Source organism: Nocardiopsis oceani, assembly GCF_054777395.1.
The window spans coordinates 1-22,261 of record NZ_BAAHAR010000055.1 but is presented as its reverse complement, the minus strand read 5'-3'; the positions used below and the strand labels follow the sequence as shown (position 1 = coordinate 22,261).

The following is a 22,261-nucleotide window of genomic DNA, read 5'->3' as shown; positions in this document are numbered from 1 at the left end:
CGCTATCGAGATTTCCTTTGCCCCTCTTGCTTAATGAACATTAAGTAACTAACGTCTCGGCTCAAGAGACACAGATCACAGGGCAAGGGGCTCATGAGTTCAGACCTTCGCAAGCGCGTCACCCGACTGTCCCTTGAGGACAAAGTGCTCCTGCTCACCGGGCGTACCGCGTGGATCCTGCACGGGAGCCCGGAAGCCGGACTGCTGCCGATCACCGTTTCCGACGGTCCGGCCGGGGTGCGCGGCACCGAAGCCACCAGCCAGGAGCACTCGGCCAGCACCCCCAGCCCCACCGCGGTGGCCGCTGCCTGGGACACCGGACTCATGGAGCGCGTCGGGCGGTTCTTCGCCGCCGAAGCCCGCCGCAAGAACGTCGACGTCGTCCTCGCCCCGGTCCTGAACCTCCAGCGCTCCCCGGCCGGCGGCCGCCACTTCGAGTGCTTCTCGGAGGACCCTCTCATTACCGCCGCGCTCGGGGCCGCCTTCGTCCGCGCCGTCCAGGGTGAAGGCGTGGGCGCCTGCCCCAAACACTTCATCGGCAACGAGACCGAGCGGGAACGCACCTCGTACCACTCCCGCATCGACGAACGCACGCTCCGAGAGGTCTACCTTCCGCCCTTCGAGGCCGCCCTGGACGCCGGAGCCTGGACGGTCATGGCTGCCTACAACGGCTACGACGACGGTGCCGAGGCCGCCTTGGCGACCGAGCACCGCGGCCTCCTCACCGGCCTCCTCAAGGAGGAGCTCGGCTTCGACGGGCCTGTGTTCAGCGACTGGGCCGCCACCCGCAGCACCGCGCCCGCCGCCAACGCCGGGCTCGACGTCGTGATGCCGGGGCCGCACGGCCCCTGGAACGAAGCCCTGGTCGAAGCGGTCCGCTCCGGCCAGGTGCCCGAGTCGGCGGTCGACGACAAGGTCGTCCGCCTCCTGCGCCTGGCCGAGCGGGTCGGCAAGCTCGACCGGGACACCGCGCCCGCGGTCGACGGCGAGGACGAACAAGCCGTGCTGCGCGAGGTCGGCTCGCGCGGCCACGTCCTCCTGCGCAACGAGGGCGCCGTCCTCCCGATCGACCCGAAGGCGGTCCGGCGTGTGGCGCTCATCGGCCCCAACGCCGTCGACGCCTACACCCAGGGCGGCGGTAGCGCACACGTCAACGCCAAGTACCTGGTCAGCCCGGCGGACGGTCTGCGCGAGGCCCTGCCCGACGACGTCGAGATCACGCTCGTGCGCGGCGGCGACCCCCGCCGCCACCTGCCCGTGGTGACCCCGGAACGCCTCACGGAGATCGACCTGACCCTGTACGACGGCTCGGGGAAGGCCGTCGACGGTCCGGAGGTCGACAGCGGCGCGTTCCACGTCGGTGCGCCGGAGGGGGCGGAGCGGGCCGCGGTCAGCGCGTCGCTCACCCTCACGGAGCCCGGAACCCACCGAGTCGAGGTCGCCTCGGTGGGCCGGCACACCATCCGGATCGACGGCGCGGTCGTCGCCGACGGCGGCGACCGCGCCTCGGTCGACGACATCCTCTATTCCCGCCACTCCAACCCGGACGGGCCCAGGGTCGACGTCGAGGTCCCCGAAGGCGGCGCACCCGCGACCGTGCGGATCGGGATCGACACGGAGGTCGGAGACTTCGGCGGCTTCGGCCGCGGAGTCATCGCCCAGATCCGCCACCAGCCGCCGGGTATGACCAACGAGGAGGAGATCCGGGAGGCGGTCCGGGCGGCCGAGGACGCGGATGTGGCCATCGTGGTGGTCGGCACCAACAACGAGGTCGAGTCGGAGGGCTATGACCGCCCCACCCTGGACCTCCCCGGCCGCCAAGACGAACTCGTCACCCGGGTGAGCTCCGCCAACCCGAACACCGCGGTCGTGGTCAACGCCGGAGCCCCCGTGCTCCTGCCCTGGCTGGACGAGGTCCCGGCGGTCCTGTGGTCCTGGTTCGGCGGCCACGAGTACGGTCACTCGCTCGCCGACACCCTCACCGGCCGCGCCGAGCCCACCGGGCGCCTGCCCTGGACCCTGCCGCGCACCCACGACGACGTCCCCGTCATGGACACCCACCCCGCCGACGGTGTCCACACCTACGACGAGGGCGTGTTCGTCGGCCACCGCGCCTATGACCGCGACGGGGTCGAACCCCACCGGCCCTTCGGCTTCGGCCTGGGCTACACCAGCTGGGAGATCGGCGGCGCAGAGCTGTCCGCCACTGCCGTCACCGTCTCCGACCAGGACGGCGGCCTGCTGGCGGAACCCCTCACCGCCACCGCAACTGCCACCAACACCGGCACCCGGGCCGGGCACCACGTGGTGCAGGTCTACGTGGAACCGCCCGCCGACAGCGCGGGGACCACCCGACCGGTCCGGGCCCTGGCCGCCTTCGCCTCCGTGCACGCCGCACCGGGGGAGGAGGTCACGGTCCACCTCGACATCCCGCCGCGCAGCCTCGCGGTCTGGGACCCCGCTACGCATTCGTGGCGCACACCGGAGGGCACCTACCACCTCTCAGTGGGGTCCTCCAGCCGCGCCATCGCGCACCGGTTGGCTTTCGACGTGCGCTGAGTCCACCCCCCACCGCAGGTTTTCCTAAGGAACCAGCATGAAAGTTCCCATCCCCCGAAGAGGGACGGGCAGCCTCGCCCGACAGCGACTCGCCGGCCAGCTCCCTGCCCGGCAGGGCCTCTCCCGCCGCGGGCTGCTCCGAGCCGGAATGGCGGCCTCCGCCGCCGGCTCGGTGGCCGCGCTCGGCGGATGCGCCGCCACGGTCGGCCCGGCGGGCACCCGTCCACTGGTCCCGCCGAAGGACCCGGACGAGAACATCGAACTCACGTACTGGACCTGGTGGCCCAACTTCCAGGCGGTCGCCGACATCTGGAACGAGGAGAACCCGGACATCCAGGTCCGGGCCGTCACCATCCCGGGCGGCCTGGACGGCGGCTACGCGATGATGTTCAACTCGCTGGTCGCGGGCAACCAGCCCGACCTGGCCCAGGTCGAGTTCTTCCAGATCCCCTCCTTCCTCCTGGAGAACGGCCTGGAGGACCTGAGCCAGTACGGCGCCTTGGACCACGCCGACCACTACGACGAGTGGCAGTGGTTGCAGGCCGCCTACATCGACGGCCACTACGGGATGCCCGTCGACTCCGGTCCGATGCTGTTCTTCCACCGGGCGGACAAGTACGAGGAGTGGGGGATCGAGGCCCCCCAGACCTGGGACGAGTACGCGGAGGCGGCCCGGCAGGTCGTCGCCGCGGAGGACGGCGCCTTCATCGAGTCCTTCCCGGTCGGCGACGCCGACTGGCTGGCGGGCCTGTGCATGCAGGCCGGGGCGCAGTGGTTCAGCTCCGAAGGCGACGAGTGGTCGGTCGACTTCCTGGACGACGGGTCGGTCAGGGTGGCCCGCTTCTGGGAGGAACTGGTCCGGGAAGGAGTCCTGAACCTCACCCACCCCGTGTGGTCGACCGGCTGGTTCCAGGGCTTGCAGCAGGGCACCATCGGCTCCTGGGCCGTGGGCAGCTGGGGCGACGCCATCATCGAGGGCAACGACCCCGACAACCCCGGCGCCTGGGCGGTCTCCGGCCTTCCCCAGTGGGAGGGCGAACCGCGCCGTGAGGGCGCCTGGGGCGGTTCGGCCTCGGTCGTGCTCAGCGGCGCCGACCACCCCCACGAGTCGGTCCTGTTCGCCAACTGGCTGTCCACCGACCAGCGGGCCGTCGACGCGATGATCACCGAGTGCGGCATCGGGTGGGCGGCCTCCCAGGAAGTCAACGAGAACTCGGTGCGCAGCCAGGGGCCGGACCCCTACTTCTCGGACCAGGACTTCACCGAGATCGTCGGTGAGACCGCCGATCACATCCCCGAGGACTGGATGTGGGGCCCGACGCTGAGCGCCACCAAGAACCACATCAGTGACGCCTTCGGCGCCGCGGTCTCCAACGACACCTCCTTCGTCGACGCGCTCGCGGCCGCCCAGGAGAACACGGTCAGGGACATGCGCGCCAAGGGCCTGTCGGTGAGGAGCGAGTCATGACCACCACCACTCGCACCCCCACCGCCGCCTCCGGCGCGAAGCGGCCGACGGGGCAGCCGCCCAAGCGCCGGTTCAAGGCCGGAACGTTCACGCCCTGGGGGTTCCTGGCACCCTTCCTCAGCCTGTTCGTCCTGTGCTTCCTCGTGCCGATCGGCTACGCGATCTACCAGAGCTTCATCCAGGTGCAGCGGCACGGGCTCTTCGGTGAGCTGGGCCGGGAAGCGGTCTTCGCCGGGTTCGGCAACTACAGCCGGGCGCTCGCGCAGGACACGTTCATCGACTCGATCGGCCGCGTGCTGCTGTTCGGCGTCGTCCAGGTCCCGATCATGCTGGGCCTGGCGCTCGTCCTCGCGCTGCTGCTGGAGTCGGCCTCGGCGAAGTGGCCCGGCTTCTTCCGGGCGATGTACTTCATGCCCTACGGTGTCCCCGGCGTGGTGGCCACCCTCCTGTGGGGCTTCCTGTACGTGCCCGGGCTGTCGCCCATCGTGGACGTGGCGGGGTGGGTCGGGCTCGAAATCGACCTGCTCGGCGACGGCGCCGTCCTGTGGTCGATCGCCAACATCATCACGTGGCTGTTCATCGGCTACAACATGCTGATCCTGATCGCCCAGCTCAAGACCATCCCGAGCGAGCTCTACGAGTCCGCGCGGATCGACGGGGCCGGACCCTTCCAACTGGCCCGCCACGTCCAGCTCCCGCTGATCCGCCCGGCCCTGGTGCTGACCACGATCTTCTCGATCATCGGCACCCTCCAGCTGTTCGCGGAGCCCCACATCCTCGCGGGCTTCACCACGGCCATCGACTCCTCGTACACACCCAACATGGCGGCGTACAACTCCGCCTTCACCGACAACGACTACAACGTGGCCGCGGCCCAGTCGGTCATCGTGGCCCTGACCGCGTTCGTGCTCTCGTTCGGGTTCCTCTGGTTGGTCAACAGGAAGGACCGGCAGCGATGACCACGACGAACAAGGCCTCGACGAAAAAGACCGGGCCGAAGGGCAAGGCGCCGGCCCGCCGCAACCCCACCGGCAAGGGCGTGGCCACCGGTGCGCCGCTCCGGTCCAAGATCCTGGTCACCTCGATCCTCGCGGTCGCCGCCTGCTACTTCCTGGTGCCCGTGTACTGGGTGTTCGTGGCGGCCACCAAGACCACCTCCGACCTGTTCAACTCCCACGGTTTCCTGCTCGGTGACTCGTTCGCGCTGTGGCAGAACATCGTGGACGTCCTCACCTACCACGACGGCATCTTCTGGCGCTGGACGTTCAACAGTCTCCTGTACTCGGTGTTCGGCGCGCTGCTGGCCACGGTGCTCGCGGCCGCGGCCGGGTACGCCCTGGCCAAGTACGAGTTCCGGGGCCGGGAGCTGGTCTTCGGGCTGGTCCTCGGCGGAGTGCTCGTTCCGGCGGCGGCCACCGCACTGCCGCTGTACCTGCTGTTCAGCCAGATCGGGCTGGCCAACACCTACTGGGCGGTGCTGCTGCCCAGCCTGCTCTCCCCGTTCGGCCTCTACCTGTGCCGGATCTACGCCGCCGCCTCGGTACCGGACTCCATCGTGGAGTCGGCCCGACTGGAGGGGGCCGGTGAGGCGAGGATCTTCTTCACGCTGGGGTTGCGCATGATGGCCCCGGCGCTGGTGACGGTCTTCCTCTTCCAGCTGGTGGGCATCTGGAACAACTTCTTCCTGCCCCTGGTGATGCTCGCCGACGAACGGCTCTACCCGATCACGCTCGGCCTGGTGACCTGGCAGTCCTACCAAGGCCGTGACATCGACATGTACATGCGGGTGGTCACCGGATCCATGCTGTCGGTCATCCCGCTGATCATCGCCATCATCATCCTCCAGCGCTACTGGCGGGGAGGTATGACCGCGGGCGCCATCAAGGGCTGACCCGCGCACAGACCGGCGGGGCCCCGACCGAGCCCTTCGGGGGTCCCGCCGCCCACTCGTGCAAGGGCCGACCCGCCCTGGCGGTCTCGTGGACGCCTCCCGGGCGGGTCTCATCCGTGCCCGGGGTGCCGGGTGAGCCGGGCGTTGTGCGCGCCTGCCGGGAAGTCCCCGACCCCGGGCGGCAGGTGGTCGGCGGCCAGGCGGCGCATGCCCGCCTCGCTGGGGGAGCCGGGTTCGGTGCAGTACAGCATGACCCGCTGGTCGGACTCGGGCACGTGCAGCACCTGGCACTCGAACTCCAGCGGACCGACCAGTGGGTGCTCTACGCGCTTGTGGTAGCCGCGCCGCTCCTGGACGTCCCGTTCCTCCCACAGCCGGGCGAACCTGGGCGAGGTGCCGAGCAGTGTCGTGACCATCCGGCTGATAACGGGGTCACCGGGGTAGCGGGCGTAGGCCGCGCGCAGGTCCGCGACGGAGTTGCGCTCCATACAGTCGCCGGAGCTCCGCCCCGCCACGCTCGGATCGTCGTCGGGCCGCCGGAACATCCACATGATGATGTTGCGCTCAGGGGCGGCGACCGCGGACATGTCCCCGATGAAGTGGGTGGCCAGTTCGTTCCAGGCGAGTACGTCGTACTTGGCGTCCAGTACGTAGGCGGGTGTGGCGGTGAGGCTGTCCAGCAGGTGCCGGATCGCGAGCGTCACCTCCCGGTCGGGTCCCCGGACCGGAGGCGGCTCCTCCCCGGACACCCGGAAGAGGTACGCGCGCTCGTCCGCCGTCAGCAGGAGAGCCCGGGAGAGCGCGGACAGGACCTGGCGGGACGGGCGCGGGCCGCGTGCCTGTTCGAGCCGCACGTAGTACTCCACCGACATCCCGGCGAGCTGGGCGACCTCCTGGCGGCGCAGCCCGGGGGTGCGCCGCCGACCCGTGTCGGGCAGTCCTACGTCGGCTGGCACGACGCGGGCGCGGCGGTCGCGCAGGAACGCCGCCCGTTCGGAGCGATCGGCCATCACGGGCCTCCTCGGGGCGCATCGGACGTGGTACGGCTCGGGCGGGGTACGGCTCGGACGCGGCACCGTGCGCTTTGGACGTCAGCCTGTCTCCAGGGTGCACGACGGTAGCGCCGAAGACACTGGTACCGCCGGTACCACCATCGGCCGGTCCCTTTCCCCGGTTGTTGGCGCTGCCCACGATGGGGGCATGAACGAGTACACGAGCGAAGCACAGGCCGAGCGGACCACCGGCGGCACCGGCGTCGCCCTGGTCACGGGCGCCAACAAGGGCATCGGGTTGGAGACGGCCCGGCTGCTGGGCAGGGAAGGCATGACCGTTCTGGTCGGGGCGCGGGACACGGAGCGCGGCGCGGCGGCGGAACGGGTTCTGCGCGACGAGGGTCTGGACGCGCACACCGTGCGCCTGGACGTCGCGGACAACGAGAGCGTGAAGGCGGCCGCGGCCCGGGTCGAGGCGGAGTTCGGCCGGCTGGACGTGCTCGTCAACAACGCGGGGGCGGCCTTCGGCCGGGGATCGGGGCCGAGTACCTCCGACCCCGACCAGCTGCGCGCGCTCTTGAACGTGAACACGGTGTCCGTGGTGACGGTGACCAACGCGTTCCTGCCGCTGCTGCGCCGCTCCCGTGCGGGACGGGTGGTGAACGTGTCCAGCGAGGTCGGTTCGATCGGCTCCATGACCGACCCGGACCACCCCTTCTTCGGGATGACGGGATCCGTCGCTTACCCGGTGTCCAAGACGGCGGTCAACATGCTCACGGCCCTGTACGCCAAGGAGCTCGCACACACGTCCGTGAAGGTGAACGCCGCCAACCCGGGGTACTGCGCCACCGACCTCAACGGGCACAGCGGCGACCGCACGGCGGCACAGGGCGCGCGGGTGAGCCTGCACCTGGCGACGCTGCCCGAGGACGGACCGAGCGGGGCCCTGTGGGGCCATGTGGCGGTGGCGGGGGATCCGGACCGGTACGGGGTCCTGCCCTGGTGACCGGCGCCCCGGGGCGGACCGGAGCTGGGCGGGTGGCGCGGATCCGTCGTGCCACCCGCCGGTAGCGGTCGGTTCAGGCCGTCTCGGGGGCGAGCCTCGCTCTGGCCTCCATGAGGGCGAAGCCCAGCAGATTGCGTCCGCGCCAGTACTGGGGGCGCTCTGCGTTCTCGTCTTCCTTGCCGATGCCGATACCCCACACGCGGTCGCGGGGGCTGGCCTCGACCAGTACCCGGTCGCCGGTGCCGAGCAGGAACTCCCGCAGCTCCTCGTTCTGGCCGAACTTGGCGACATTGCCCTGGACGACGATTTCGAAGCGCTCCTGTTCCCAGACTTCCTGGTCGAATCCCTGGATCTCCCGGCCGATCTCCTTGGCGTCGCGCGGGTCGTCCGCGGCGATGATCCGTTCCGCGGCTCCGGCGTCCCCGAACAGCCGCGCTTTGCCGGTCATCATGAAGTGCTCGGCGGTGCGGTAGGTCGTTCCGTCCACGGTGAAATCGGCCGGCCACCACTGGGAGAGGCAGCTCGCCGATATCCCGTTGGACGTCGGTTGGTGCTCCCAGAAGTGCACGTACTTGATCCGCCCGTCAAGCTTGAGCAGATCCTCGACTGTCCTCGCATCGGCAGAGTTTCGTGAGCCCGTCATGGACGGGAGTTTCCCAGAACCCCATGAGGGGTGGAAGCCCTTGACAGGGGGTTTCGTGTGTTTCGGCGGGTCTGGGGTGGCCTGGGCGCCTACGGGGCGGGGATGGCGGCCCCGAATGTGCCACCTGGAGCGTGTCGGCATCGGATCGGTGGCGGCGCGGTGACGGGGTTCCGTGAGCGGGGTCCCAGGGGAGAGGGGCGACCGGACCAGTGGCGGGCTCGCGGAGCCGGTCGGCGGGTCCGGCACACCCGGAGCGGCGCGGGTCACGTCGTAGTAGCGTTGCGGGAAGCCCCAGAAGCCGTAGGTCAGAAGGGGTGTCGTCCGCAGTGGCGCCGACGGTGAGAGGTGCGTTCTCCCCATGCGGGGAGGGCACTGGGACCGCTGTCGGGCGGACGGTGTCACCAGACCAGCCGGGGATCCGTGTTGCTTGCAGCACCAACACAGTTGAATTTTCAAGTATTTGTGGGGGCCCAGCTCCGATGGCCGAGACGCGTTGGCTCGACGATGACGAGCAAGAGGCCTGGCGTGCCTTTCTGAAGGCCACCCAGCTGCTCGACAGTGCCCTGGACCGGCAGCTCAGGCACGCATCCGGCCTTTCGCACGCCAACTACCAGATTCTGGCGATGCTCTCCGAGGCTCCGGGGCGCGAGCTCACGATGACCCAGCTGGCGCGCCTGCTGCGCTCCTCGCAGAGCAGGCTCTCGCACGCCGCCGCGCGGTTGGAGGCCGACGGGAAGATCCGCCGGTACAAGCGCCCGGACAACCGGCGCACCACCATCGTGGAGATTCTGCCCGCCGGGGTGAAGGCCCTCGAAGCCGCGGCTCCGGGGCACGTGCTCGAGGTCCGGCGTGTGCTGTTCGACACGCTCAGCCGGGAGCAGATCGGGCAGCTGCGGGAGATCTCGGAGTCGATGCTCTCCGTGCTCGACCCCCTGGGCGAGGAGCCCAGGTACTCGGATTCGAGCGGGATTCAGTCCCAAGACTGAGCCGTGTTCTGTTGTCTGTGCTGACCAGGGCGGGTCCCGGGTGTCGCACGTTCGGCGGTGCACACGCTTTGTGTTCGGGCGGATGCCCATTAGCATTTGGTTTCCTGGCAAAAGGTTGCGGTCTCAAGTGTTGGAACCGCACGTCGAGAGACCAGACCAGTGCCGGGCTACCCGCTCACAGAACAGGAACCACCATGACCGAAACGCTCCGACCAAGGATCAGCGACGTCACCACCCTGCTCGCCAGGGCCGTCGTCGGCGTCGTGTTCATCGCCCACGGGCTGCCCAAGGCGACCGACCTCGACGGCACCGCCCAGGGCTTCGAGGTGATGGGCATCCCCTTCCCGCAGTTCTCCGCCCTTCTCGGCGCGACCATCGAGGTGGGTGCCGGGGTCGCGCTCATCGTCGGCTTCGCCCTGCCCGCCGCTGGGCTGCTCCTCGCCTTCATGATGGGTGCCGCGTACTACTTCGCCCACGTCGGTGACCCGCTGCTCGGCGGCTACGAACTGCTCCTGGTCCTCGGCGCGGCTGCGCTTGCCCTAGGTTTCGCCGGCGGCCGCTACCAGGTGGACCGCCTGATGCCCTGGGGTCGCATCCGCCAGCAGGAGAAGGCCAAGACCCAGGAGTCCGTGCCCTCCTGAGCCAGATCCCCTGAGGCAGACCTCCTGGGACGGGCCGCTCGAGGCCCGAGGAGGAATCCGGCCGGGGCTCCGGCCCGCTGGCGCGGTCGCCCACCAACGAAGCTGGGCGGCCGTTCGCCGCTGCTGGAGGACATGAAGGTTCACGACCCTGCGGGACGCCGCTCCCTACATCCCCCGCCGGTAGTCCCAGGACCTCTGACCGCGTGCCCACTGGAACGGGCGGTCCGAACTCTGCCTACTATGACTAGCCATGCGTATTCTCGTGGTCGAGGACGATGACCGGGTGGCCCGAGGGCTGGTCACCGCCCTGCGCTCGGCCTCCTTCGAAGTGCAGCGGGTGGCCACCGCCGAGCGGGCTATGTCGGCGCCCGCGGCCGACGTGGTCCTGCTGGATCTGGGGCTGCCCGACGCGGACGGGATCGAACTCCTGCGCAAGCTCCGGGAGCGGCCGCAGACGGCGATCATCGCGGTCACGGCGCGGAGCGAGGAGCGGGACCGGGTGCGCGGGCTCCGGGCAGGGGCCGACGACTACGTGGTGAAGCCCTTCGGGGTGGCCGAACTCCTCGCCCGGATCGACGCCGTACTCCGGCGGACCAGGACCGCGAGGGCCGAGCCGGAACATGAGGACGCTCCGCTGCGTGCCGGGGACCTCTCCCTCGACACCGACTCCCGGGAGGCGTGGATCGGTGCCGAACCCCTGTCGTTGACCCGGAAGGAGTTCGACCTGCTGCGCCTGCTGGTGGAGCGCTCGCCGAAGGTGGTGGCGCGGGACCAGATCCTCGACCAGGTGTGGGGGGCCGCCTGGGAGGCCTCTTCCAGAACCCTGGACACGCACATTGCCTCGCTGCGGGCGAAGGTGAACGGCGCCGTGCGCATTCGGACGGTGCGCGGTGTCGGCTATGTCCTCGACGGGGTCTGACCCGTGCTCCGGCGGCTCCTGACCATCCTGCTCCCGGTTGCCTTCGTCCTGGTCGCGGCGGTGCTCGCGCCCCTGGGCGCGGTGATCGCCCAGCAGCAGACCCAGGACGTCTACGTCGACCGGTTGGGCGACGCGGGCCGGTTCGCCTCGCTGGCGGGGACGGCCCTGGAGACCGACCGGCACAACGCGCTCGCCCAGGAGATGGCCCGCTACGAGCAGCTCTACGGCATTCCGGTCGCCGTGGTGTCCCCCGACGGCCAGGTGCTCGCGGGCTCGGGAGAGCCGCCCAGGATGCGGGAACTGGTGGCGGACGCGGCGACCGGCGGCGGGATCACCGCCGCGCTGGCGGGGGAGCGGCCGGAGCCGCCGACCACGATGTGGCCGTGGGACTCCGGCCCCCTGGTCATCGCCGAACCCATCGGCCGCGACAGCGAGGTGGCCGGCGCGGTGGTGCTGGTCGCACCCACCGAGGAGCTGAGTACGGCGATCCTCGGCACGTGGGGGTGGATGGCCCTGGCCAGCGTCATCCCGCTGGCGCTGCTGGTCGCGGCGGCGATGCCGCTGTCCCGCTGGGTCCTCCAACCCATCCAGCGCCTGGACCGGGCCACCACAGCGGTGACCTCCGGCGACCTGGAGGTGCGCGTGGACGCCGAGAGCGGCCCGCCGGAGCTGCGCCGGCTCACGGACTCCTTCAACACGATGGTGGAGGTCGTGCGCCGGGCCCTGGAACGGCAGCGCTCCTTCGTCTCAGAGGCCTCACACCAGCTCCGCAACCCCCTCGCCAGCCTCCGCCTGTCCGTGGAGAACCTCGGTCCCTACCTGAAGGGCGAACAGGCCCGCGAGGCGCACGCGGTCGCGATCGACGAGGCCACGGCGATGCACCGGATGCTGAACTCGCTCCTCGCCGCGACCCGGTTGGAGAGCGTCACCGGCACCGAGGCAGTGGAGGTCACCGGACTCGTCGGCACCCGGGTGGCGCGTTGGAGCGCACTGGGGGAGTCACGGGACATCGAGGTGACCACGGACCTGCCCGAAGCGGTGTGGGCGATCGCCCCGGCGGGCGGTCTGGGCAGCATCCTGGACGAGCTGGTCAGCAACGCCCTGCGGCTGTCCGGCGGTTCAAGGATCGAGGTACGCGCTGAGGACGGTGAGGTGGTCCGGATCGGGGTCCTCGACAACGGCACGGGGTTGCCGGAGGAGGAGCGCGATTCGGCACTGGACCGGTTCTGGCGTTCGACCACCCACCAAAACACCGAAGGCACCGGGTTGGGACTGGCCATCGCCGCCGACCTGGTCCGCGAGGCCGGTGGCCGGCTCACCCTCGGTGACGGCCTGGCCGGCCAGGGGCGGCGCGGGTTCGGCGTGGTGATCACCCTGCCCCCGGCCGAACCTCCCGCCGATGAGGACTGATCCGGACCCGCGGGGCCGCACCGGCCCAGGGCCGGCTCAGGCGCTGTCCGTGCCCTCCGAAGCGGGCTTGTGGTCCCGGTACCACTGCTCCGCCCCCGGGTGCAGGGGCACGATGCCGGTGGAGATGCCGGTGCGCACGTTGATCTGCGCCGCCTCCGGGCGCTGCTCGGCCAGCCGGGAGGCCCCGGTGTACACCGCGTCCGTGATCAGGTGGACGAGGTCCTCGGGCAGGTCGTCGCGGCACAGCAGAAGGTTGGGGATGGACATCGTCGGGCAGGCGGGGATGTTCGCGTAGGTGGTGGCCGGGATGGTCGCCGGGAAGTACGCCTCGGGGTAGGCCGTGGCCATCACGTCGGCGGTGTCGGACAGGTCCACCAAGCGCAGGGGGGTCTCCTCCGCCAAGGTCACGATGGCCGGTGTGGGCAGCCCGGTCAGGGAGAACATCGCGTCGACCTCCCCCGACTCCAGAGCGGCCGCCGATTCGGCCTGGTCCAGCCGGACGACGTCGGGGGCCACCCCGGTCTCCTCGAGGATCTGCTCGGCGGTGAACTCGGTGCCGGAGTTGACCGCGCCGACCGAGACGCGCAGACCGTCGAGGTCCTCCAGGGACCGGACGGGGGAGTCGGCGGCGACGACCAGGTGGACGAAGCTGTCGTAGAGCCGGCCCACGGCGCTGACCTGCGCCTGGCCGCCGATCTCCGTGGCCAGGACCGAGTCGAGGTTGGCCAGGCCGAGGTGGGCCTCCCCGTCCTCCAGCATGAACAGGTTGTCGTGCGAGGCGCGGGTCTCGATGGTGGTCACCTCGTTGCGGGGGAGGCGTTCGTCGAGGAGGCGGGCGAGCTCTCCGCCGATCTCCCGGTAGACGGCTCCGGGCGGCCCGGTGGCGACCACGAGGAGCGGCGGGTCGGCGGCGGGGCCGCGTGTGCAGCTGGTCACGGCAGCGGCGGCGAGCGCTCCCGCGCCAGCTAGGAGTGCGGTTCGTCTACTCGGCCCCGTCGCTCGCATATGTGCAGCTTAGGCCGTATTCAATGGTCGGTTGAGAGGATGCCTCGCATCACCCCGTGTTCTTCGACACACACCTAGGGTAGCCCTACGTCAGAGGAATCCCAAGTTTGGTGGAGTTGCGTTGCACACACACCCGGGTGAAATCACTATCTGTTGGGTCAGGACGTAACGCGGAGGCAATCCCCCGGTAACCCGTGGGTGGGGCTTTCGACGGCAGGGCGCCGTCACCCCCCGGCCCCAACAGGAGGAGGTTTCCATGGCGACCCAGTCGGGCGTCGATACCACCGAAGGACCGCAGATCAAGCGGGAGGAGAAGGGCACGGCAGGGATGACCCGCGGCCGGGTCGTCGGACTCGTGCTCGGCCCCCTGCTCGGTCTCCTGGTCTACCTCCTGATGCCGGAGATGCACATGCCGGTGGGGGAGGACGGCGGAGAGCCGGTCCTCTCCGCGAACGGCAGCGTCGTTGCCGCGATCACGGCCTGGGTCGCCATCTGGTGGGCCACCGAGGCCATCCCGATCCCGGTGACCTCGCTCCTGCCTCTGGTGCTCTTCCCCCTGATGGTGGAGGGCGCAGAGGTCGAGGACGTGGCCTCGGCCTACGGTTCTGACACGATCTTCCTGTTCATGGGCGGCTTCATGCTCGCCCTGGCCATGCAGAAGTGGAACCTCCACACGCGCATCGCCCTGACGATCGTCTCCAAGGTCGGCTCCAACACGGTCGGCCTGATCGGTGGCTTCATGATCGCCACGGGCTTCATCAGCATGTGGGTGTCCAACACGGCCACGGCCGTGATGATGCTTCCGGTCGGGCTCTCCGTCATCGCGCTGATCGCGCAGTTCCGCGGCGGCCGGACGGACGCGAACTTCGCCACCGCGCTCATGCTCGGCATCGCCTACGCCGCGTCCATCGGCTCGGTCGCCACCCTGATCGGCACGCCGCCGAACGTCCTCATGGTCGGCTACCTGGCCGATACCCATGACATCCAGATCGGCTTCGGCCAGTGGATGATGGCCGGTGTGCCGCTGGCCGGCGTCTTCATGCTCATCGCCTGGTTCGTTCTGACCCGCATCTTCCCGCCGAAGGTGAAGAAGATCGAGGGCGCCCAGGAGCTCATTCGCGAGGAACTGGGCAAGCTGGGCGCCATGTCCCGAGGCGAGAAGCTGGTTCTGGCCATCTTCTCCTTCGCGGCCCTCTCCTGGATCTTCGTGCCGATGCTCGCCGACGTCGACGCAGTGGCCAACGTCGCGCCGTGGCTCGGCGACGTCACGGACGCCGGCATCGCGATGACCGTTGCGGTCCTGCTCTTCCTCATCCCGGTGGACAAGAGGACCCCGCTGATGGACTGGGACACCGCGGTCAAGCTCCCCTGGGGGATCCTGCTTCTCTTCGGCGGCGGTCTGGCCATCTCCGCCCAGTTCACCGACTCCGGGCTCAGCGAGTGGGTGGGCAACCAGGTCGCTTTCCTCAGCGGTGTGCCCGTCTGGGTGCTCATCGCCGCCGTCGCCGTTCTGGTCCTTCTCCTCACCGAACTGACCAGCAACACCGCGACCGCAGCGACCTTCCTGCCGATCATGGGCGGTGTCGCCGTGGGTATGGACATCGACGTCCTGGCCCTGGTCGTCCCGGTCGCGCTCGCCGCCACCATGGCCTTCATGCTCCCGGTGGCCACCCCGCCCAACGCGATCGCCTTCGGTTCCGGTTACGTCAAGATCGGCGAGATGATCAAGGGAGGCCTCTGGCTCAACCTGGTGGCCCTGCTCCTGATCCTCGGCACCATGTACGGCCTGATGACGTGGGCACTGGGGATCTCCTTGTAGCCCCTCCGACCAAGGGCCGTCCACTGTAGAGGGCGGACGGCCCGTTCCCCGGGTCGGTGGTCCCTTCCTCTCCCGGACTCCGACCCGGCACTCCCAGGGCGTCCTGCCCGGCTCCGCGCCCGTCCAGCGGAACCGGGCAGGACGCCCCTCTCGTGTGTCCGGGCCCCGGGACCCGTTCCGGGCGCCGCGCACCGGTCCTCCTTCCGGCAGTGCCGCGACCAGCCACGAAACACGCAGAAACACGGGGAAACCCAGGATTCACCGCGCGACAGGCCCCAGGAAACAAGCGCTTCCTAGCGTCTTGGGCCATGGACACACCGATGTATACACGGCCGGAGCCAGTCGCCGGGGACAGTGCGGTCTCCCGCCGCGACCGGGTCCACGCCCTGATGCGTGAGGAGGTCCTGAACGGCCGCGTCACGCCGCACACCCGCCTCGGCGAAGTGCGCCTCGCCGAGCACTTCGGGGTCTCCCGCACGCCCGTCCGCGAGGCCCTCGCCCGGCTCCACGCCGACGGCCTGGTCGAACGCCGGGACAACGGCTTCTACGTCACCGTTCCCAACCTCGCTGAGCTACGCGACCTCTACGAGCTCCGGGTCGCCCTCGAACTGCGCGGCATCGCCCGCGCCATAGAGGACCGCACCATCCGGCACGCCCCCGGGATCCTCCTGGCCGAACTGGAGCGCTGGGAGAAGCTGCGCGCCGACCCGCCGGAACCGGACCCCTCGTTCGTTCTCCTCGACGAGGAGTTCCACGCCGCCGTCTCCAAGGCCTCCGGAAACGGCGCCCTCACCGAGGCGCTGGTCTCCGTCAACCAGCGGATCCGCCGCGTACGCATGCACGACTTCCGTACCGGTGACCGGGTCACCTCGACCATCGCGGAGCACATCCGGATCGTCGAGTACCTGCGCGCGGACGAACTCGACTCCGCCTACCGCGCCATGCACGAACACGTCGGCGCGTCCATGGAGGTCGTCCTGGAGCGCGCCCAGCGGGCCCTGACCCAGATGGCGCTGCACACCGCCCCCTCCTGACCCGGCACCGCACCATCCGCCCCAGCCTCCGACAGAGGGAGAGCCCCGTGTTCGACTCCGTGCTCGTCGCCAACCGAGGCGAGATCGCCTGCCGCATCATCCGCTCCGCCCGTGCCGTCGGCCTGCGCACCGTCGCCGTGTACTCCGACGCCGACGCGGGCGCGCCGCACACGAGGATGGCCGACGAGGCCGTCCGCCTCGGTCCCGCACCCGCCAACGAGAGCTACCTCCACATCGAGCGCGTCATCGCGGCCGCGGCCCAGACCGGTGCGGGCGCCGTGCACCCGGGCTACGGGTTCCTGTCCGAAAGCGCGGCGTTCGCCCACGCCGTCGAGGCCGCCGGAATGGTGTTCGTAGGACCCGAGCCCCGCCACCTCGAGGAGTTCGGCGACAAGCACACCGCCCGTAAAGCTGCTGCCGCCGCCGGCGTGCCCATGGTCGCGGGAAGCGAGACCCTCCCCGACGCCGGGCAGGCCGTGGTGGCCGCCGAGCGGATCGGCTACCCGGTGATCCTCAAGTCCACCTCTGGCGGTGGCGGGATCGGCCTGCGCCCCTGCTTCGACGAGGAAGCCCTGCGTGACGCCTTCGACCAGGTCAGCCGGATGGCGGAGACGCACTTCGGCGGCGGCGGGGTGTTCGTCGAGCGCTTCGTGTCCCGGGCCCGGCACATCGAGGTGCAGGTCTTCGGTGACGGCCAAGGCGGCGTCGTCACCCTCGGCGACCGCGACTGCTCGCTGCAGCGCCGCAACCAGAAGGTCGTGGAGGAGGCCCCAGCCCCAGACCTGTCCGACGCCCTGCGCGCCGAGCTCCACCGCACCGCCCGTGAACTGTGCTCCGGTGTGTCCTACCGCAGCGCCGGGACGGTGGAGTTCGTCTACGACGTCGAGCGGGACGAGGCCTCCTTCCTGGAGGTCAACACCCGGCTCCAGGTCGAGCACCCGGTCACCGAGGAGATCGCCGGGGTGGACCTGGTCGCCTGGATGCTCCGCCTGGCCCGGGGCGAGGACGTCCTCGCCGACCTCCCGCCGGAGGGCCCGGTCCGCACCGGACACGCCGTCGAGGCCCGCGTGTACGCCGAGGACCCCGCCCACGACTTCCGTCCCAGCTCAGGGCTGCTCACCCGGTTCGAGGCCCCCGCCGACGTCCGCGTGGACGGCTGGGTGGAGACCGGTCAGCGGGTGACGAGCGACTACGACCCCATGCTCGCCAAGGTGATCGTGCGCGGCGACGACCGCGAGGACGCGCTGGACCGCCTGGGACGCGCCCTGGACGGGGTCCGGGTCGACGGGGTGCAGACCAACCTGGGGATGCTGCGCGCCCTGAGCGCCCACCCCGACGTGCGTTCCACCGCGCACACCACAGCCACCTGTGCCACCGTCGGCGATCCCGAACCGCGGATCGAGGTGGAGCGCGCCGGGACCCTCACCACCGTCCAGGACTTCCCCGGGCGCACCGGCTACTGGCAGGTGGGCGTGCCCCCGTCGGGTGCCATGGACGATCTCTCGCTGCGCCTGGGCAACACCGCTCTGGGCAATCCCGAAGGCACCGCCGGCCTGGAGTGCACCATCGAGGGCCCGGCCCTGCGCTTCACCCACACCGCCACCGTGTGCGTGACCGGCGCCCCCGCCGACGTCACCGTGGACGGCGCGCGGGTGCCCCAGTGGGAGCCGACCGAGGTGCCCGCCGGTGCCCTGCTGGACGTCGGCCCCGCCCAGGGCCCGGGCATGCGCACCTACGTCCTGGTCCGGGGCGGTCTCGACATCCCCGAGTACCTGGGCAGCACGTCCACGTTCACCGCCGGGGAGTACGGCGGGCACGCGGGACGGGCACTGCGCCTCGGCGACGTACTGCGGCCCGCGCCGCCCTCAGCGGCCGCCCCTGACCCGCGTCCGGTGCCTGCCGAGAAGCGTCCGGGGTTCCGCGCGGCGGGGGAGGGCGGCGGCACGCACTGGGACATCGAGGTCTCCGAAGGGCCGCACGCCGCCCCCGAGTTCCTCACCCGCGAGGGCCTCGCCGACTTCTACGCCACACGCTGGCGCGTCCACCCGCAGTCCGCCCGCAACGGCGTCCGGCTCTCCGGGCCCAAACAGTCCTGGGCCCGCCCCGACGGCGGCCAGGCCGGGCTGCACCCCTCCAACGTGCACGACACCGCCTACTCGATCGGTTCCGTCAACCTCTCCGGCGACACCCCCGTCCTCCTCGGCCCGGACGGCCCCAGCCTCGGGGGGTTCGTCTGCCCCGTCACCGTGGTCACCGGTTCCCGCTGGAAGGTCGGCCAGGTCCGCCCCGGCGACACCGTGCGGTTCCACCCGGTCACCGAGGCGGCCGCGGAGAAGCTGCACACCGACCCAACCGCCGCGCCCCTGCTGCGCTCCTCCGGGGCCGACGGCGACGACGGCGTCCTCGCCCGCGTCCCCGCCGGCGCGGACACCCCCGAGGTCACCTACCGGCGAGGCGGCCACGACAACCTGCTCGTCGAGTACGGTCCCATGGTGCTCGACCTCGGCCTGCGCATGCGTGTCCACGCGCTCATGGCCGCGCTGGACCGGGCCGCGCCCAAGGGCATCGTGGACACCACACCGGGTGTGCGCTCGCTGCACCTGCACACCGATCCCGAGGTGCTGCCGCTGCGTACGCTGATCGGACTCCTCCAGGAGATCGAGGCGTCGCTCCCGCCCACCTCGCGGCTGAGGGTGCCAAGCCGCACCCTGCACCTGCCGATGTCCTTCGACGACCGCTCCATCCACGAGGCCGTCGCCCGCTACGAAACCGGTGTGCGCGACGACGCCCCCTGGAACCCCGACAACATCGAGTTCATCCGCCGGATCAACGGACTCGACACCGTCGACCAGGTCCGCGACATCGTCTTCGACGCCTCCTACCTGGTCCTCGGCCTCGGCGACGTGTACCTCGGCGCCCCCGCGGCCACCCCGCTGGACCCCCGGCACCGCCTCGTCACCACCAAGTACAGCCCCGCGCGGACCTGGACGCCCGAGGCCGGTGTGGGGATCGGCGGCGCGTACCTGTGCGTGTACGGCATGGAGAGCCCCGGCGGATACCAGCTCATCGGCCGCACGGTCCCGATCTGGTCGGGGCTGCGCCAGTACGGCCGGTTCGAGCCGGGCACACCCTGGCTGTTGCGCTTCTTCGACCAGCTCACCTGGTACCCCGTCTGCCAGGAGGAGCTGCTCGACATCCGCGCCGACCTGCTCGCCGGGCGCCACGAGCTGGAGGTCACCGAGGGCGAGTTCGTCCTCGCCGACCATGAGCGGTTCCTGGCCGGGAACGCCGACTCCATCAGGGAGTTCGAGCAGCGGCAGGCCACCGCCTTCGAGGAGGAGCGGAAGCGCTGGGAGGCCGCGGGGGAGTTCGAGGACAGGCCGGAACCCGAGCCCGTGGCGCTCGCCGGAGAACCGGACCTGCCGCCGGGGGCCTCCTTGGTGGAGGCGCCGCTGTCCGCGAGCGTCTGGAAGGTGGACGTCGAACCGGGCGAGACTGTCCAGGAGGGGCAGCCGATCGTCCGGTTGGAGGCCATGAAGCTGGAGGTGGTGGTCCGGGCCCCCGAGGCCGGAACCGTCTCCGAGATCCTCGTCAGCCCCGGACAGCACCTCGATCCGGGACGCGCCATGGCCGTCATCACCCAAGGAGCAGCCGCCTGATGCACACCCCCGCCGACCCCGCCCCCACGGAAAGAGTGCACGCCGCCTACCGCCGGATCGCCGATACCGGCCGGCCGGAGGTCTGGATCACCCTGCGGCCCGAACAGGACGTGGCGGTCGAGGCCAAGGCGCTGGAGGAACGCCTGGCCTCAGGCGTGGACCTGCCGCTGGCCGGAACGCTCGTGGCGGTCAAGGACAATATCGACGTGGCAGGCCTGCCCACCACGGCCGGGCACCCCGGCTTCGCGTACACGCCCCAGGAGAGCGCGACCGCCGTGCAGCGGCTGGTAGCGGCCGGGGCGCTGGTGCTCGGCAAGACCAACCTGGACCAGTTCGCCACCGGCCTCGTCGGGACGCGCAGCCCCTACGGCGCGGTCCGCAACGCCTTCGACCCCGCCCGTGTCTCCGGGGGCTCCAGCTCCGGATCGGCCGTGGCGGTGGCCCTGGAGTTGGTCGACTTCGCCCTGGGCACCGACACAGCGGGCTCCGGACGGGTACCCGCGGCCCTGCACGGCATCGTCGGCCTCAAGCCCACCCTCGGCCTGGTGCCCAACACGGGCGTGGTGCCCGCGGCCAGGCCCTACGACAGCGTCACCGTGTTCGCCCGGGACCTGGGCACCGCCCAACACGCACTGGCGGTCATGACCGGCCCCGACCCCGGGGACCCGGGCAGCCGTACCTGGCCCGCCGACGTCCGGCTCGCCCCCCGGAACCCGGCCCGGATCGCGGTCCCCACGGCATCGGGCCTCGAACCGCTCAGTGCGGAGGAGCGGCAGGCCTTCCACAGGGCTGTGGACGGCTGCCTCCGCGCGGGAGTGCGCGTGGAGACCGTCGACATCTCCCCGCTGCTGGCGGCCGCACGCCTCCTCTACGACGGCGCCCTCGTGGCCGAACGCCACGCCGCGGTGGGGGAGTTCCTCGCGGAGCAGGCGCAGGCGCAGGCGCAGGCGGAGGGCGCAGAGTACGCAGGGGGCACCGACCCCACGGTCGCCGGGATCATCCTGGCTGCCGCGGACCTCCCCGCCACCCGCCTCGCCGCCGACCAGCACCGCCTGGCCGAGTACCGGGCGGCCGCCCGGCGACTCCTGGACGGCTTCGACGCCCTCCTGCTCCCGACGACCGTCGGTCATCCGACGTTGGACGAGGTGGCCGCGGACCCGGTCGGAGTGAACTCGCGGCTGGGCACCTACACCAACTTCGTGAACCTCCTCGACCTGGCCGCCGTCGCCATCCCCGCCGGAACCGCCGACGGCTGCCCGTTCGGGGCCACCCTGGTCGCCTCCGCCTTCGAGGACCAGGTGGCCCTGGACCTGGCCGGTCTCCTCAACGGTGAGGACACCGGCCAGGTCCAACCCGCCACTGGCGTGGAGCTTGCGGTGGTCGGAGCACACCTGCGCGGCCAACCGCTCAACCATCAGCTCACCGACCTGGGTGCGCGGTTCGTGGAGGCGACCACGACCAGTGAGGACTACCGCATGGTGGCCCTCGCGACCACGCCCCCGAAGCCGGGGCTACTGCGGGTCAACAACGGGGGTTCGGCGCTGCGCTGCGAGGTGTGGTCCATCTCCCCGTCCGGACTCGGCACGTTCCTGTCTGCTCTTCCCTCCCCGATGTCCCTCGGCGCGGTCACCCTCGCCGACGGCCGCACCGTGGTCGGCTTCGGCTGCGATCCGGCGGCTGCCGAGGGAGCCGAAGACATCTCCCACCACGGAGGTTGGCTCGCCTACCGCGAGTCCCTGGCTTAGTCACCCCCGGCAACGCCAGACGAGGGATGAACCGTCCCACTGACAACCCTTTCGCGCAAAGGGAAGTCGCTCTGCTGATTGAAAGTGTGTGGATGTAAAACACTACTGATGTTTAAGCTAGCGGAAAGCGGGCCTGGCTATAGCCCCAGGCCCGTATTTCCGCAGCCTAAGACGGCAAGATCCCTTGAGGCCTTGCGCCAAATCGCTCATCAAGGATCAGTGATGCGAGAGTTATAGCTGTGGCGCAACCTATCCCGCAAGGAGGGGCTCTGGGATGCCCTCCTTTCCCTCCGCCCGATGGTGGCCGTCTCCGCTGCGCGCCTCAAGGTCGTCGCCATCGAGCGCTTCGCGCGTCATGGGACTGTATAGATAAGGGTGTAACTCCAAGAGGGTAGGAGTGCACCATGAGTGACAAGACGCAGGTCAAGACGGATACTGGCAGGTCGGACGAGGCCCTGGTCGCGGAACTGGTCGCCAAGGCCAA

Annotated in this window: 16 protein-coding genes; 13 read left to right on the top strand and 3 right to left on the bottom strand. The window is 70.5% G+C overall.

The window, feature by feature from the left end:
- Positions 1 to 93 precede the first annotated feature (93 nt).
- Genes ACYVDG_RS27910 through ACYVDG_RS27895 form a run of 4 tightly spaced genes read left to right on the top strand, consistent with a single transcriptional unit; the run spans position 94 to position 5,918 of the window.
- Complete coding sequence (locus tag ACYVDG_RS27910) at positions 94 to 2,559, top strand: beta-glucosidase family protein (protein ID WP_460760551.1); 2,466 nt, start codon at positions 94 to 96, stop codon at positions 2,557 to 2,559.
- Between the two features lie 37 nt (positions 2,560 to 2,596).
- The gene (locus ACYVDG_RS27905; protein WP_460760547.1) at positions 2,597 to 4,027 is read left to right on the top strand and encodes an ABC transporter substrate-binding protein; all 1,431 of its coding nucleotides are present in this window, start codon (positions 2,597 to 2,599) and stop codon (positions 4,025 to 4,027) included.
- On the top strand, positions 4,024 to 4,986 hold the full coding sequence (locus ACYVDG_RS27900) for a carbohydrate ABC transporter permease (RefSeq protein ID WP_460760544.1): 963 nt from the start codon (positions 4,024 to 4,026) through the stop codon (positions 4,984 to 4,986). The genes ACYVDG_RS27905 and ACYVDG_RS27900 overlap by 4 nt, the downstream gene beginning before the upstream one ends.
- Positions 4,983 to 5,918: a carbohydrate ABC transporter permease gene (locus ACYVDG_RS27895; RefSeq protein ID WP_460760541.1), complete on the top strand. Its 936-nt coding sequence runs from the start codon at positions 4,983 to 4,985 to the stop codon at positions 5,916 to 5,918. Before ACYVDG_RS27900 ends, ACYVDG_RS27895 begins: the two co-directional genes overlap by 4 nt.
- A gap of 110 nt (positions 5,919 to 6,028) precedes the next feature.
- Here the strand turns inward: ACYVDG_RS27895 and ACYVDG_RS27890 are convergent, their stop codons facing one another.
- The gene (locus tag ACYVDG_RS27890) at positions 6,029 to 6,928 is read right to left on the bottom strand and encodes a helix-turn-helix transcriptional regulator (RefSeq protein ID WP_460760539.1); all 900 of its coding nucleotides are present in this window, start codon (positions 6,926 to 6,928) and stop codon (positions 6,029 to 6,031) included.
- Between the two features lie 190 nt (positions 6,929 to 7,118).
- Here ACYVDG_RS27890 and ACYVDG_RS27885 point away from each other — a divergent pair, with 190 nt between their 5' ends.
- Positions 7,119 to 7,916, top strand: coding sequence for an SDR family NAD(P)-dependent oxidoreductase (locus tag ACYVDG_RS27885; protein ID WP_460760534.1), 798 nt, complete (start codon positions 7,119 to 7,121; stop codon positions 7,914 to 7,916).
- 73 nt (positions 7,917 to 7,989) lie between these two features.
- Here ACYVDG_RS27885 and ACYVDG_RS27880 read toward each other — a convergent pair whose 3' ends face one another.
- A complete protein-coding gene (locus ACYVDG_RS27880) occupies positions 7,990 to 8,559 on the bottom strand; it encodes an NADAR family protein (protein ID WP_460760531.1) in 570 nt (189 codons plus the stop codon).
- Between the two features lie 479 nt (positions 8,560 to 9,038).
- On the opposite strand from ACYVDG_RS27880, the gene ACYVDG_RS27875 reads away from it, so the two are divergent.
- The 4 genes from ACYVDG_RS27875 (at position 9,039) to ACYVDG_RS27860 (ending at position 12,515) form a co-directional block, all read left to right on the top strand.
- Positions 9,039 to 9,545, top strand: coding sequence for a MarR family winged helix-turn-helix transcriptional regulator (locus ACYVDG_RS27875; RefSeq protein WP_460760526.1), 507 nt, complete (start codon positions 9,039 to 9,041; stop codon positions 9,543 to 9,545).
- 194 nt (positions 9,546 to 9,739) lie between these two features.
- The gene (locus ACYVDG_RS27870) at positions 9,740 to 10,186 is read left to right on the top strand and encodes a DoxX family protein (protein ID WP_460760523.1); all 447 of its coding nucleotides are present in this window, start codon (positions 9,740 to 9,742) and stop codon (positions 10,184 to 10,186) included.
- A gap of 250 nt (positions 10,187 to 10,436) precedes the next feature.
- Complete coding sequence (locus tag ACYVDG_RS27865) at positions 10,437 to 11,105, top strand: response regulator transcription factor (RefSeq protein WP_460760518.1); 669 nt, start codon at positions 10,437 to 10,439, stop codon at positions 11,103 to 11,105.
- A gap of 3 nt (positions 11,106 to 11,108) precedes the next feature.
- A complete protein-coding gene (locus ACYVDG_RS27860) occupies positions 11,109 to 12,515 on the top strand; it encodes a HAMP domain-containing sensor histidine kinase (RefSeq protein WP_460760513.1) in 1,407 nt (468 codons plus the stop codon).
- A gap of 36 nt (positions 12,516 to 12,551) precedes the next feature.
- Here the strand turns inward: ACYVDG_RS27860 and ACYVDG_RS27855 are convergent, their stop codons facing one another.
- Positions 12,552 to 13,520, bottom strand: coding sequence for a TAXI family TRAP transporter solute-binding subunit (locus ACYVDG_RS27855; RefSeq protein ID WP_460760509.1), 969 nt, complete (start codon positions 13,518 to 13,520; stop codon positions 12,552 to 12,554).
- 256 nt (positions 13,521 to 13,776) lie between these two features.
- Here ACYVDG_RS27855 and ACYVDG_RS27850 point away from each other — a divergent pair, with 256 nt between their 5' ends.
- The 4 genes from ACYVDG_RS27850 (at position 13,777) to atzF (ending at position 21,777) form a co-directional block, all read left to right on the top strand.
- Positions 13,777 to 15,339, top strand: coding sequence for an SLC13 family permease (locus ACYVDG_RS27850; RefSeq protein WP_460760504.1), 1,563 nt, complete (start codon positions 13,777 to 13,779; stop codon positions 15,337 to 15,339).
- A 308-nt stretch (positions 15,340 to 15,647) separates the two neighbouring features.
- Positions 15,648 to 16,373 carry a GntR family transcriptional regulator gene (locus tag ACYVDG_RS27845; protein WP_460760501.1) on the top strand — a complete coding sequence of 242 codons (726 nt, stop codon included), beginning with the start codon at positions 15,648 to 15,650 and terminating at the stop codon, positions 16,371 to 16,373.
- A gap of 47 nt (positions 16,374 to 16,420) precedes the next feature.
- Entirely contained in the window at positions 16,421 to 20,032 is a 3,612-nt protein-coding gene (uca, locus tag ACYVDG_RS27840; protein ID WP_460760498.1) for an urea carboxylase, read from the top strand.
- Complete coding sequence (atzF, locus tag ACYVDG_RS27835) at positions 20,032 to 21,777, top strand: allophanate hydrolase (protein WP_460760495.1); 1,746 nt, start codon at positions 20,032 to 20,034, stop codon at positions 21,775 to 21,777. The genes uca and atzF overlap by 1 nt, the downstream gene beginning before the upstream one ends.
- Positions 21,778 to 22,261: the final 484 nt, after the last annotated feature.